Here is a 13,476-nt window from a genome sequence, read left to right as displayed (position 1 = left end):
ATCGTCGTATGGACGTCGGGTCAGGACTTCTTCTCCTCCAGCGCGGCAGCCATCTTCACCAGCTGCTCGTGCGGGGCGGTGCCCGTGACCACCGTCGTCACGCCCTTTTCGGCGCGCACCAGCGCGTCGTACTTCGGGCCCTCCCAACGCTGCCAGCTCTCCGAGCCGACCTGCTGGGTCCGGTCCGTCTTCGTCGCCTGCTGGCTGACCGTCCGCACGAAGCGCTCAACGGGACCGCTCGACTGCTCGACCGCGACGTACTCGTCGTCCGGGTCCAGGAAGCCCAGGTGCCAGGCGTCCTCGTCCTGCCCCCGGTACGACACGGACGTCGGCCGCCAGGTCTCGGGCAGGCCCACCGGGGCCGCCACGGGGTACCGTGCGGCGCGCCTCGCCGTGATGAGTTCGACCCGGTAGTCGACCGTGCGGGTCGGGTCCTTCTTCTCGTCGTGCGGGATGAAGACGTAGATACTCGCGACGACGGCTCCGATCACCGCCATCGAAAGCACCATGTCCCGGACCGTCTGCTTGCCCTTCGTACCTGCCACCCCTCCATCGTCCCCCATGCCGGGCGGACGCCTGCTCCAGGGGTCCCGGATCACAGCGCGGATCACAGTACGGCGCTCATACGTGACCCGCTCTGCTCATTTTATCGACGTACCGATAGAGTCGTAGCACCCTCTTTTCCGGCCGTCGCCGTACAGAAAGGTGCGCTCCGATGACCGAGCACCATCTTCCGTCTCAGCTCGAAGTCTCGCCCGAGGCTCCCGACCGCAACCTGGCCCTGGAGCTCGTCCGGGTCACCGAGGCCGCTGCCATGGCCGCCGGGCGGTGGGTCGGCCGCGGTGACAAGATCGGCGCGGACGGCGCTGCGGTGAAGGCCATGCGGACCCTTGTCTCGACCGTCTCGATGAACGGCATCGTCGTCATCGGTGAAGGCGAGAAGGACGAAGCCCCGATGCTCTTCAACGGAGAGCGGGTCGGCGACGGCACCGGCGCGGAGGTCGACATCGCCGTCGACCCGATCGACGGTACGACGCTGAACGCCAAGGGCATGCCGAACGCCATCGCCGTACTCGCCGCCGCCGACCGCGGCACCATGTTCGACCCGTCCGCGGTCTTCTACATGGACAAGCTCGTCACCGGGCCCGAGGCAGCCGACTTCGTCGACATCAACGCCCCGGTCTCGGTCAACATCCGCCGGGTGGCCAAGGCCAAGCACTCCACCCCCGAAGACGTCACCGTGATGATCCTCGACCGCCCCCGTCACGAGGGCATCGTCAAGGAGATCCGCGAGACGGGCGCCCGCATCAAGTTCATCTCCGACGGCGATGTCGCGGGCTCTGTCATGGCGGTGCGCGAAGGCACCGGTGTCGACCTGCTGATGGGCATCGGCGGCACACCGGAGGGCATCATCTCGGCCTGCGCGATCAAGTGCCTCGGTGGCACGATCCAGGGCAAGCTGTGGCCCAAGGACGCGGCGGAGCGCCAGCGTGCGCTCGACGCGGGGCACGACCTCGACCGTGTGCTGCACACGAACGACCTGGTCAGCGGCGATAACGTGTTCTTCGTCGCCACCGGCATCACGGACGGCGAGCTGCTGCGCGGCGTCCGCTACCGCGCCGAGACCGCCACCACCCAGTCCCTGGTGATGCGCTCCAAGTCGGGCACGATCCGCCAGATCGACTCCACGCACCGGCTGTCGAAGCTGCGCGCCTACAGCGCCATCGACTTCGACCGCGGGAAGTAGCGGCCAAGCGGAGCGAGCGGTACCAGTACGGCGTACGAGAAAGGGGCGGCCCCGTTGTGCAGCGGGGGCGCCCCTTTCTCGTACGCGATACGAGACTGGGCGCGACACGGACATGTACGCGGCACAAAGCCGGGCACGAGCCTGGAACAGCAGGCGTGAACGCAGGCGTGAACGCAGGCCGGAACAACGGCCTGAACAGCGATCCGGAAACAGCAGGCCTGATCAGCCCGCGGCGGCGATCCGCTCTTCGGCCGGGGCCGTGCCGCCGAGGTTGCTGAGCTCTATTTCGCGCCGCCTGCGCCGGGCCAGCACCACCCTGCGCTCGGCCGCGGTCAATCCACCCCACACGCCGTACGGCTCGGGCTGGAGCAGTGCGTGCTCCCGGCACTCGACCATCACCGGGCATCGTGCGCAGACCCTCTTCGCAGCTTCCTCCCGCGCCAGCCTCGCGGCTGTCGGCTCCTTGGAGGGGGCGAAGAACAGCCCGGCTTCGTCCCGGCGGCACACCGCCTCCGAGTGCCAGGGGCCAGCCTGATCCCGCGCCGGCGCACGCTGTGACGGAAGGGCGGCGACCTGCAGGGACTGATGCGGCGGATGCAGCACGGTCTACTCCTGACGACGACTTCGGGAGCGAGCGACGATGAAGCAGTCCCTACCCGCTGTGCGCGAGCCTATGCACTGAGTTTCGAAGGACGTCAGGCCCCAAAGTGTTTGCGCATGCGATCGTGAAGATCCGCAATGCGCTTACCGCGCTTGGGTTTCGCCTCGATACTGCCCAGCACGGAGAACCCGTTGATCGTCACGACGGGCGCCTGCGGGTCGTGTGCTTCGAGCGTTTCGACCTCGAAGTTTCCGAGGATGCCGGTGCCGCTGCCGCGCAGCGAGATGTTCTCCGGGACCCGCACCTCGATGCTGCCGAAAATCGCGGTCGCGTTGATCACGGTCGTCCGCTGTCCGAAGAGCGCCTCGGTGAGATCGATCTCGACGCTGCCGAAGAGCGCGAAGGCGTTGGTCTTGCGGCCGATGCGCCAACGGCCCTTGCGAGTCGAGCTGCTGAAGATCGCGACCAGGTTCTCGGCGGTGACCGGGCCCGGCGAATCGTCCGGGGCGTACGGCGCCGATGAGGACCCGGCGCGGCCGTCCGGCACCGGAAGGTCCCGCACCAGCGGTTCGAGCTCGGCGACGGTCTTGGCGCGGTACACGGCGTCGATGCGGTCGGCGTGCTCGTCGGCCGTCAGCCTGCCCACGGCCATCGCCTCGCGCAGGATGTCCGCGATCCGGTCGCGGTCCTCGTCGGACGCGCGGATGGCGGGCTCGGCGGGCATCGCGGGGGCGGCCGGCTGCTGGGGGCGCTTCTCAAGGTCCACCCACCCAGACTACCCAGACGCGATAGATCGCGACTAGCCCCTGCTTCGGGGTATCGGCCGGCAGTCGGGGACAACTGAGCCTTACCTCACCGGCTCGCTGTCCGAGGGGCGTCTTACGCTGGTGGACGCGCTGCGCCAATGGAGGCCAGTTGCCGTCGCCGAGTAAGGAATGGCCGCAATGCCAGAGTTTGCATACTCCGATCTGCTCCCCCTGGGAGAGGACACCACGCCGTACCGGCTGGTGACCGCAGAGGGCGTCTCCACCTTCGAGGCCGAAGGCCGGACGTTCCTCAAGGTCGATCCCGAGGCGCTGCGCACGCTCGCCGCCGAGGCGATGCACGACATCTCGCACTATCTGCGGCCGGCCCACCTCGCGCAGCTGCGCCGGATCATCGACGACCCGCAGGCCTCCTCCAACGACAAGTTCGTCGCGCTCGACCTGCTGAAGAACGCGAACATCGCGGCGGCGGGCGTGCTGCCGATGTGCCAGGACACCGGCACGGCGATCGTCATGGGCAAGCGCGGCCAGAACGTCCTCACCGAGGGCGGCGACGAGGAAGCCCTCTCGCACGGCGTCTTCGACGCGTACACCAAGCTCAATCTGCGGTACTCCCAGATGGCCCCGCTGACCATGTGGGACGAGAAGAACACCGGCTCGAACCTGCCGGCCCAGATCGAGCTGTACGCGACGGACGGCGGCGCGTACAAGTTCCTCTTCATGGCCAAGGGCGGCGGCTCGGCAAACAAGTCGTTCCTCTACCAGGAGACGAAGGCCGTCCTGAACGAGGCCTCCATGATGAAGTTCCTGGAGGAGAAGATCCGCTCGCTGGGCACGGCCGCGTGCCCGCCGTACCACCTGGCGATCGTCGTCGGCGGTACGTCGGCCGAGTTCGCGCTCAAGACCGCCAAGTACGCATCGGCGCACTACCTCGACGAGCTGCCCGCCGAGGGCTCGCCGACCGGCCACGGCTTCCGCGACAAGGAGCTGGAGGAGAAGGTCTTCGAGCTGACGCAGAAGATCGGCATCGGCGCGCAGTTCGGCGGCAAGTACTTCTGCCACGACGTGCGGGTGGTGCGCCTGCCGCGGCACGGCGCCTCGCTGCCCGTCGCCATCGCCGTGTCCTGCTCGGCGGACCGTCAGGCCGTCGCGAAGATCACCGCCGAGGGTGTTTTCCTGGAGCAGTTGGAGAGGGACCCGGCCCGCTTCCTGCCGGACACCACCGAGGAGCACCTGGACGAGGGCGACGTCGTACGCGTCGACCTGCGCCGGCCGATGGACGACATCCTCGCCGAGCTCACCAAGTACCCGGTGAAGACCCGGCTCTCGCTGACCGGGCCGCTGGTCGTGGCGCGCGACCTCGCGCACGCCAAGATCAAGGAGCGGCTCGACGCGGGCGAGGAGATGCCGCAGTACCTGAAGGACCACCCGGTGTACTACGCGGGACCGGCCAAGACGCCCGAGGGGTACGCCTCCGGGTCCTTCGGCCCGACGACCGCCGGGCGTATGGACTCCTACGTCGAGCAGTTCCAGGCGGCGGGCGGCTCGAAGGTCATGCTGGCCAAGGGCAACCGCTCGCAGCAGGTCACGGACGCGTGCGACAGCCACGGCGGCTTCTACCTGGGCTCGATCGGCGGCCCCGCTGCGCGCCTCGCGCTGGACTGCATCAAGAAGGTCGAGGTCGTCGAGTACGAGGAGCTCGGCATGGAGGCGGTCTGGCGGATCGAGGTCGAGGACTTCCCCGCGTTCATCGTGGTGGACGACAAGGGCAACGACTTCTTCACGGAACCGGCCCCGGCCCCCACGTTCACATCGATTCCGGTCCGCGGGCCGGGCCTGGCGTAACGACGCCGGGGGGCACGGGCAACGACGTCTGCACCCCATGGGCACCCGCCCCGACGTTCACCTCCATCCCGGTCCGTAAGCTCTGACTTCTTTGACTCGCCGAGGGCCGATCGGGCCCTGGGCGAGCACTCATCGAGGCGGGGGCTACCACGTGCGCGGTACAGGGCGGCATTCGACAGCGGGCATGGTCGCGGCGGCGCTGGCGGTCGGCGTACTCGCGGGCTGTTCGTCGGGGGCGGAGTCGGGGGCCGGCGCAGCGACCGCGACGCCTGCGGCAAAGAAGTCAGCGGCGAAGAAGTCCGGGGTGAAGAAGTCCGGGGTGAAGAAGTCGGAGGCCAAGGCCGCCCCGAAGGGCCGTTCGCTGGGCGGCTCGGGCACGGCGTGCGTGATGCCCGTGTCCTTCGACCTGGCGCCCGACTGGAAGCCGAAGGCCATCACCGTGAGCGGCCCCGACGACCCGCTGGCCGACCTGACCGAGCAGGGCACCGTGAAGACGGTCTGCGAGATCGACGCGAAGCCCACGGGGTACGTCGGGTTCATGCGGGTCTGGACCGGGGAGCCGGGGGCGACGCCGCGCAAGACCCTCGAAGCGTTCGTCGCGGAGGAGCGCAAGGCCTCGAAGATCACCTACAGCGAGATCAAGGCGGGCGCTCTTCCAGCCGTCGAAGTCCGCTACACGACCGAAAGCGCGCTCTGGGACGAACCGCAGCAGGAGCAGGCGTTCGCCGTCGCCGCACCGGACGGGGTCGTCATCGTGCAGCTCGGCGGGCTGGACAACCAGGAGAGCGCCGGGATGCTCCCCGGGTACGAGCTGGCCCGCAAGACCGTCCGCGCCTCCTGACCCGGGCACTCGTACGAAGCGGATCTGCCCCCGCCCGGCACACGAGCGGGGGCAGATCCCGTCACAGGGTCACCATGGGTCGGTGGACGCTCAGACGAAGCGCTGGTTCGCCGCCCCTGTGCAGGGCTGGAGCCTCAGCTGGTCCTTCGCACCCGCGAGGGTCACGCACAGCCCGGAGGCCGCCGCGGGGCGCAGCGTGTCCTGCTGCTGCACGAACTGCTGGTTGGCAGCGCCCGAGCAGTTCCAGAGGATCAGCCCGGCCCCCGCCTGATACGTCGCGCCGGGGACGTCCAGGCAGCGGTCGTGGGTCAGTTCGGTGCGCAGCGACTTCTGGGCGCTGTCGTACCACCAGCCCTGGTTGCGCCCGTCGTGGCAGTCCCAGCCGCCGACGGCCGTGCCGTTGCGGGTCGTCGAAGCGGGTACGTCGACGCAGCTGCCGGTGCCGGTGTTCTTCAGTGGCTTGTACGCGTCGTCCCAGGCGCCCGCGAACAGGGCAGGCTTTCCCGTGCTCGCCGGATCCGCGCAACCCGCTTCACGCAGACCCGAGTTGTACACCTGAGTGAGGCAGGACGCGAAGGCCTCGTGGCCTCGCGTGTTCGGATGGAAGGACTGGCGGAGCGAGTTGGAGTCCGGCGGGAAGGGGTTGGTGATGTCGACGTACAGGCCGCGCGCCCAGGAGTCCTCCATGCACACCTCATGTCCGTGGAAGAGGCGCGAGTTGTCGAGATAGACGGAGCCGGTGTTCGCGGCGGCCGTGCGCATGCCGCGCTCGAAGGCCGGGACGGCGCTGTCGCGTCCCCACGCGGCGTCGGAGTCGTACCCCGTACAGCCGCCGATGATCTTGCCGGGGAACTTCGGGTTGTCCTTGAAGTCGGGGCCGATGGGGCTGGGGTAGCCCATCGTGACCAGCTTGTAGTCGCCGTCGGCGTAGCCCGCGTCGCGCATGACGGTCCGCAGGTCGCGCAGGGTCTGCTCGACCTTGGGGACGAGCGCGTCGACGCGCGCCTGCCAGCCCGGCTGGTACTTGGGCTCGCAGGTGCCCTGGATGAGCAGCCAGCGGGTGACGCAGTCCGTCATGACGGGCCCGAACTGGAGGTCGTCATTGGCCCCCGCGACGAGCAGCACCATCTTGATCTTCGTGTTGCGGGCCTTGACCGCGAGGTTGTCGCTCTGGACGAGCTCGTCGGTGTACTGCTTGGAGCCGCCGATCTTGATGTTTCCGGAGTACGCGCCCGAGCAGGAGACGTTGTAGGTGACATCGGCGGCGATGCCGGTGCGGTGGATGGCGGCGTCGGGCGAGCGGTGGCACCAGTTGTCGGGGCCGTTGGTGCCCGGCTCGTAGGTGCCGACGCCCTCGCCGGAGATCTCGCTGTCGCCCAGCGAGATCAGCCCGGACTTGCGGTCGCCGAGCGGGCGCTCGGCCGGGTCGCCGTAGAGCTTGGTGGCCTCGGCCGCGCGGATCTTCTCCAGCTCGGGCGGCAGGGGTACGGATGCCGCGGCACGCTCGGCCGTCGCCTCGGCGGCGGTGGCGGGGGTGGTGGTGGTGAACGCCATCCCGCCGAGCGCCGCCGTCAGCGCGACGGCGGCCGCGAACGTGCTGCGAACTCTGTGTCTGTTGCGCGTCATTGCGCCTCCCCGGTTTCTTGTTACCCCCGGTATTTACTGGTCAGTAGGCGACTTGGGAATACGTAGAACAAGACAAGTGCTCAACTTTTGCAGGAGGTACCACTGATGACGACCGACGACCACGATCACGACGGCTACCGCGTCGAGCACGATTCGATGGGCGAGGTGCGGGTGCCCGCGCACGCCAAGTGGCGGGCCCAGACCCAGCGCGCCGTGCGGAACTTCCCGATCTCCGGGCAGCGCCTGGAGCGGGCCCACATCGAGGCACTGGCCCGGATCAAGGCCGCCGCCGCCCAGGTCAACGCGGAGCTCGGGGTGATCGACAAGGACATCGCCGCGGCCGTCGCCGCCGCCGCGGGCGAGGTCGCCGACGGCCGCTGGGACGAGCACTTCCCGGTCGACGTCTTCCAGACCGGCTCCGGCACGTCCTCCAACATGAACATGAACGAGGTCGTCGCCACGCTCGCCACCGAGCGGCTCGGCAGCCCCGTCCACCCCAACGACCATGTGAACGCGTCGCAGTCGTCGAACGACGTCTTCCCGTCCTCCATCCACATCGCGGCGACCGCCGCCGTGACGGGCGACCTGATCCCCGCGCTGGGGCATCTCGCGGAGGCGCTGGAGCGCAAGTCCGCCGAGTTCGCGCAGGTCGTCAAGTCCGGCCGTACACACCTGATGGACGCCACCCCGGTCACGCTGGGCCAGGAGTTCGGCGGTTACGCCGCGCAGATCAGGTACGGCGTGGAGCGCCTGGAGGCGTCCCTGCCCCGGCTGGCCGAACTGCCCCTCGGCGGCACCGCGGTCGGCACCGGCATCAACACCCCGCCGGGCTTCTCCGCGGCCGTGATCGCCGAGGTCGCCCGCGCCACCGGGCTGCCGCTCACCGAGGCCCGCGACCACTTCGAGGCGCAGGGCGCGCGCGACGGTCTCGTCGAGACGTCCGGGCAGCTCCGCACCGTCGCGGTCTCCCTCACCAAGATCTGCAACGACCTGCGCTGGATGGCCAGCGGCCCGCGCACAGGATTGGCCGAGATCAGTCTTCCCGACCTCCAGCCGGGCTCGTCGATCATGCCCGGCAAGGTCAATCCGGTCATTCCGGAGGCCGTGCTGATGGTCGCGGCCCAGGTGACCGGTAATGATGTGACCGTCGCGACAGCCGGCGCCGCGGGCAACTTCGAGCTCAATGTGATGCTCCCGGTGATGGCCAAGAACGTCCTGGAGTCGGTGCGGCTGCTCACCAACGCGTCCCGGCTGCTCGCGGACCGCACGGTCGACGGCATCACCGCCAACGTCGAACGGGCCCGTGAGTACGCGGAGTCGTCCCCGTCCGTCGTCACCCCGCTCAACAAGTACATCGGGTACGAGGAGGCGGCGAAGGTCGTCAAGAAGTCCCTCGCCGAGCGCAGGACGATCCGCGAAGTCGTCCTGGAATCGGGATACGTCGAGCGGGGCGACCTGACGGTGGAGCAGTTGGACGAGGCGTTGGACGTACTGCGCATGACGCATCCGTAACAGCGGACGTAACAGCGGGCGGGACATCGGGCGGAGAAGCCGATGTGACGGAGGCGGGGGCGATCACCGGCCGACCCGGGTAGCAGCGGCTCCGTACACGTACTCCTAAGATCTGCTCATGAGAGATACGGCAGGCAGGGTGCGTTGGGCGCCGGGGGACCACATCCTCTGGCGCTACCGCGGCAATGCCACCGAGCAGATCCACATCTGCCGTCCCGTCACCGTCGTCCAGGACACCGACGAGCTTCTCGCGGTGTGGATGGCCCCCGGCACGCAGTGTGTGAAACCGGTGCTCGCCAACGGAACACCGGTGCACGAGGAACCGCTCGCGACCCGGTACACCGCCCCACGCACCACGGTCACCTCGCGCTGGTTCGGCACGGGCGTGCTCAAACTGGCGCGGCCCGGCGACCCCTGGTCGGTGTGGCTGTTCTGGGAGCAGGACTGGCGCTTCAAATCCTGGTACGTGAATCTTGAGGAACCCAGGACCCGCTGGTCGGGCGGGGTCGATTCACAGGACCACTTCCTGGACATCTCCGTGTACCCCGACCGCGGCTGGCACTGGCTGGACGAGGACGAGTTCACCGAGGCCCGACGGGCCGGACTGCTGAACACGGAGCAGGTGCGGCGCGTACGGGAGGCGGGGCGCGCGGCGGCCGAGGTCATCTCCGCGTGGGGAACACCGTTTCGGGACGGCTGGGAGGACTGGCGCCCTGATCCGAGGTGGACTGTCCCCAAATTGCCTGATGACTGGGACCGCACTCCGGCGCACATGGCGTCGTGAGACCCTTGATGCGCCCCCACGGTTCAAACGTAGGATCGTCCTCCGCAAGGCTGCGCCCCCGGCAAACCGATGGCGTGGAGCAAGACTTGACCGTATGTCACCACAGGGGGGTGGAGCCGTGCCCGGCAGTGAGACTGTGACGTTCGCGGCCCGCCGTCCTGTCGACGCCGCCCGCAGAGCGGGTATATCGCCACACAAAGCGATTGCATCGCACAAGCTCCCTGGACGGACGGAACCCCACGCGTGACGGAGCACCAGTCCACCTCGCACGAAGGCCGGCAGCCTCTGGCCGCCGGTCAGCACGAGCGCACCCGGCCGCGACAGGAGGAGATGTCCGCCCAGGCCCAGGGAGCGGTCCCAGGACCTGCCGCCTCCCCCGTTCCCGTCCCCCCGCAGAAACCCGTGCCGGCCGCAGAGCTCTCCGATCCCGCAGCGACGCCCGATCCCGCGGGCGCGGCGAGGAGTGAGGGCGACCGGCTGCGGTTCGTGGGCGCGGCCACCCGACGCATCGCCCGCGGCATAGATCTCGACGAGATCGTGCTCGGCCTGTGCCGGGCATCGGTTCCGACCTTCTCCGACGCGATCCTCGTGTACCTGCGGGATCCGCTGCCGGTCGGCGATGAGCGGCCCGCCGTACCGTTCATGCTGCGCCTGCGCCGCACCGACCGGCTGCGGCTGGCCGACGACGGAGCGGCGGAGCTGGACGTCCAGGCCGAACCACTGCCCGCGCCGCAGCTGTGCGAGGTGCGCAGCGGCGGCGCGCTCGCCGAGGTGCTGCGGGGCGTACGGCCGGTGTTCGGCGACTCCTCCGCGGCGCTGGCGGCGCTGCCCGAGCTCCTCGGCGACGCCATCGCCCTACCGGACGGGCGGCGCGCGATCCTCGCCCCGCTGCGCGGCCGGCGCCGGGTGATCGGCGCCGCGGTCTTCCTGCGGCGCCCCGAGCGGCCCGCCTTCGAGGCCAATGACCTCCTGGTGGCCGCCCAGCTGGCGACCCACACGGCGCTCGGCATCGACAAGGCCGTGCTGTACGGGCGCGAGGCGTACATCGCCGACGAGCTGCAGCGCACCATGCTGCCCGACTCACTCCCCCAGCCGACCGGCGTCAGGCTCGCCTCGCGCTATCTGCCGGCCGCCGAGACGGCCCGGGTGGGTGGTGACTGGTACGACGCGATCCCGCTGCCCGGCAGCCGGGTCGCACTGGTCGTCGGCGATGTCATGGGCCACTCCATGACCTCGGCGGCGATCATGGGACAGCTGCGCACCACGGCCCAGACGCTGGCCGGTCTCGACCTGCCGCCGCAGGAGGTGCTGCACCACCTCGACGAGCAGGCGCAGCGCCTGGGCACCGACCGCATGGCGACCTGCCTGTACGCCGTGTACGACCCGGTGTCGCACCGGATCACCATCGCCAACGCCGGGCATCCGCCGCCCGTCCTGCTGCACCTGGGTGGCCGCGCCGAGGTGCTGCGGGTGCCGCCCGGCGCGCCCATCGGGGTCGGCGGCGTCGACTTCGAGGCCGTCGAGCTGGACGCCCCGGCCGGTGCCACGCTGCTGCTGTACACCGACGGCCTGGTCGAGTCCCGGCTGCGCGACGTATGGACCGGCATCGAGCAGCTGCGCGAGCGGCTGGCCGCGACCGCTCAGCTGACCGGCCCGGACCACCCGCCGCCCCTGGAGGCCCTGTGCGACGAGGTGCTCGACATGCTCGGGCCCGGCGACCGGGACGACGACATCGCGCTGCTCGCCGCCCGCTTCGACGGGATCGCGCCGAGCGATGTCGCGTACTGGTTCCTGGAGCCGGAGGAGCAGGCTCCGGGCCGGGCCCGCAGGCTGGCCCGCAGGGCGCTCACCCGATGGGGCATGGAGGAGCTGTCGGACTCGATGGAACTGCTGGTCAGCGAGGTGGTGACCAATGCCGTGCGGTACGCGGAGCGTCCGGTGACGCTGCGGCTGCTGCGCACGGACGTGCTGCGCTGCGAGGTCGGCGACGATTCTCCGCAGCTGCCGAGGCAGCGCAAGGCACGCGACACCGATGAGGGCGGACGTGGGCTTTTCCTGGTGAACCGGCTGGCCAAACGGTGGGGAGCGACCCGGCTGTCGTCCGGCAAGGTGGTCTGGTTCGAACTGGCCACTCATACATAAACCAGAATTGGACTGTGTCCAAGTGTTGCCGACATCGCGTCGGCGGAGTTGACTGCTGTGGTGGACGAAGCGACCTGATTCCCTCATCCCTCACCACGGGAGGACGCTCGTGACCGAGGCACCCAAGGCCCCGTACACGACCAACAACGCCGGGATCCCGGTGGAGAGCGACGAGCACTCGCTCACCATCGGGCCCGACGGACCGATTCTGCTGCAGGACCACTACCTCATCGAGAAGATGGCCCAGTTCAACCGCGAACGGGTGCCCGAGCGAGTGGTCCATGCCAAGGGGTCGGGCGCGTACGGCTTCTTCGAAGTCACCAACGATGTCAGCCAGTTCACCAAGGCGGACCTGTTCCAGCCGGGCAAACGCACGGACATGCTGGCCCGCTTCTCGACGGTCGCGGGCGAGCAGGGTTCGCCCGACACCTGGCGCGACCCACGCGGCTTCGCGCTGAAGTTCTACACGGAGCACGGCAACTACGACCTCGTCGGGAACAACACTCCCGTCTTCTTCGTACGTGACCCGATGAAGTTCCAGGACTTCATCCGCTCCCAGAAGCGCCGCCCGGACAACGGGGTGCGCGACCACGACATGCAGTGGGACTTCTGGACGCTGTCCCCCGAGTCCGCGCACCAGGTGACGTTGCTGATGGGCGACCGCGGCATCCCCAAGACGTACCGCCACATGAACGGCTACGGCTCCCACACCTATCTGTGGGTCAACGCCGGCGGTGAGCGGTTCTGGGTGAAGTACCACTTCAAGACCGACCAGGGCATCGAGTTCCTCACCCAGGACGAGGGCGACGCCCTCGCGGGCAGCGACGGCGACTACCACCGCCGCGACCTGTTCGACTCGATCAAGTCGGGCAACGCGCCGAGCTGGACCCTGAAGGTCCAGATCATGCCGTTCGACGACGCCCCGGACTACCGCTTCAACCCCTTCGACCTCACCAAGGTGTGGCCGCAGGGCGACTACCCGCTGATCGATGTCGGGCGGATGACCCTCGACGAGAACCCGGAGGACTTCTTCGTCCACATCGAACAGGCCTCCTTCGAACCGTCGAACCTGGTGCCGGGCATCGGCCCGTCCCCGGACAAGATGCTGCTCGGCCGGCTCTTCTCGTACCCGGACACCCACCGGTACCGGATCGGCCCGAACTATCAGCAGCTGCCGCCGAACCGGCCGCGTTCGCCGATCAACTCGTACGCGAAGGACGGGCCGATGCGGTACGAACCGTCCCGCACGGGAGCGGTGTACGCGCCGAACTCCTACGGCGGCCCCGCGGCCGACACCGAGCGCTTCGGTGAGCCGGCCGGCTGGGCGACGTCGGGCGAGATGGTGCACCACGCGTACACGCTGCGCAGCGAGGACGACGACTGGGGCCAGCCGGGCACCTTGGTGCGCGAGGTCCTGGACGACGCCGCGCGCGACCGGCTGGTGTCCAATATTTCCGGGCACCTGCTGGACGGCGTGAGCCGGACGGTGCTCGACCGCGCGCTGCAGTACTGGCGCAACGTCGACAAGGGGCTCGGTGACCGTATCGCCACCCAGGTGAACGGGACCGTCTGATCCCTGACGCGGCTGTGCGGCGGACACCCGAGGGTGTCCGC

General features: G+C 69.2%; 11 protein-coding genes. 7 read left to right on the top strand and 4 right to left on the bottom strand.

Features of this window, described 5'->3' with window-relative positions; all coding sequences use genetic code 11:
• Positions 1 to 20: 20 nt before the first annotated feature.
• Positions 21 to 545: a DUF4245 domain-containing protein gene (locus QMK30_RS33945; protein WP_283522190.1), complete on the bottom strand. Its 525-nt coding sequence runs from the start codon at positions 543 to 545 to the stop codon at positions 21 to 23.
• A gap of 170 nt (positions 546 to 715) precedes the next feature.
• On the opposite strand from QMK30_RS33945, the gene glpX reads away from it, so the two are divergent.
• Positions 716 to 1,747, top strand: coding sequence for a class II fructose-bisphosphatase (glpX, locus tag QMK30_RS33940; RefSeq protein WP_283522189.1), 1,032 nt, complete (start codon positions 716 to 718; stop codon positions 1,745 to 1,747).
• A gap of 222 nt (positions 1,748 to 1,969) precedes the next feature.
• On the opposite strand, the gene QMK30_RS33935 is transcribed toward glpX, so the two are convergent.
• A complete protein-coding gene (locus QMK30_RS33935; protein ID WP_283522188.1) occupies positions 1,970 to 2,350 on the bottom strand; it encodes a WhiB family transcriptional regulator in 381 nt (126 codons plus the stop codon).
• 92 nt (positions 2,351 to 2,442) lie between these two features.
• Positions 2,443 to 3,114, bottom strand: coding sequence for a DUF1707 SHOCT-like domain-containing protein (locus tag QMK30_RS33930; protein ID WP_283522187.1), 672 nt, complete (start codon positions 3,112 to 3,114; stop codon positions 2,443 to 2,445).
• 178 nt (positions 3,115 to 3,292) lie between these two features.
• Between QMK30_RS33930 and QMK30_RS33925 the strand changes: the two genes are divergently transcribed.
• Both QMK30_RS33925 and QMK30_RS33920 read left to right on the top strand, forming a co-directional pair.
• Positions 3,293 to 4,957 (top strand): fumarate hydratase, encoded by a 1,665-nt coding sequence (locus QMK30_RS33925; protein WP_283522186.1) that lies wholly within the window; start codon positions 3,293 to 3,295, stop codon positions 4,955 to 4,957.
• 151 nt (positions 4,958 to 5,108) lie between these two features.
• Positions 5,109 to 5,798, top strand: coding sequence for a lipoprotein (locus QMK30_RS33920; protein WP_283522185.1), 690 nt, complete (start codon positions 5,109 to 5,111; stop codon positions 5,796 to 5,798).
• A 90-nt stretch (positions 5,799 to 5,888) separates the two neighbouring features.
• Here QMK30_RS33920 and QMK30_RS33915 read toward each other — a convergent pair whose 3' ends face one another.
• A complete protein-coding gene (locus tag QMK30_RS33915) occupies positions 5,889 to 7,424 on the bottom strand; it encodes a ricin-type beta-trefoil lectin domain protein (protein ID WP_283522184.1) in 1,536 nt (511 codons plus the stop codon).
• A gap of 105 nt (positions 7,425 to 7,529) precedes the next feature.
• On the opposite strand from QMK30_RS33915, the gene QMK30_RS33910 reads away from it, so the two are divergent.
• The 4 genes from QMK30_RS33910 to QMK30_RS33895 all read left to right on the top strand — a co-directional run bounded on the left by QMK30_RS33910 (position 7,530) and on the right by QMK30_RS33895 (position 13,435).
• Positions 7,530 to 8,936: a class II fumarate hydratase gene (locus QMK30_RS33910; protein WP_283522183.1), complete on the top strand. Its 1,407-nt coding sequence runs from the start codon at positions 7,530 to 7,532 to the stop codon at positions 8,934 to 8,936.
• A gap of 118 nt (positions 8,937 to 9,054) precedes the next feature.
• Positions 9,055 to 9,720 carry a cytidylyl-2-hydroxypropylphosphonate hydrolase gene (gene fomD, locus QMK30_RS33905; RefSeq protein ID WP_283522182.1) on the top strand — a complete coding sequence of 222 codons (666 nt, stop codon included), beginning with the start codon at positions 9,055 to 9,057 and terminating at the stop codon, positions 9,718 to 9,720.
• 243 nt (positions 9,721 to 9,963) lie between these two features.
• Positions 9,964 to 11,862: a SpoIIE family protein phosphatase gene (locus tag QMK30_RS33900; protein ID WP_283522181.1), complete on the top strand. Its 1,899-nt coding sequence runs from the start codon at positions 9,964 to 9,966 to the stop codon at positions 11,860 to 11,862.
• Positions 11,863 to 11,971: 109 nt separating this feature from the next.
• Positions 11,972 to 13,435 carry a catalase gene (locus tag QMK30_RS33895; RefSeq protein WP_283522180.1) on the top strand — a complete coding sequence of 488 codons (1,464 nt, stop codon included), beginning with the start codon at positions 11,972 to 11,974 and terminating at the stop codon, positions 13,433 to 13,435.
• Positions 13,436 to 13,476 lie beyond the last annotated feature (41 nt).

Source organism: Streptomyces sp. H27-C3 (genome assembly GCF_030063415.1).
In the GTDB taxonomy this organism is placed as follows: Bacteria; Actinomycetota; Actinomycetes; order Streptomycetales; family Streptomycetaceae; genus Streptomyces.
The sequence above is the reverse complement of the archived record's forward strand: the minus strand, read 5'-3'. Positions and strand labels throughout refer to the sequence as shown.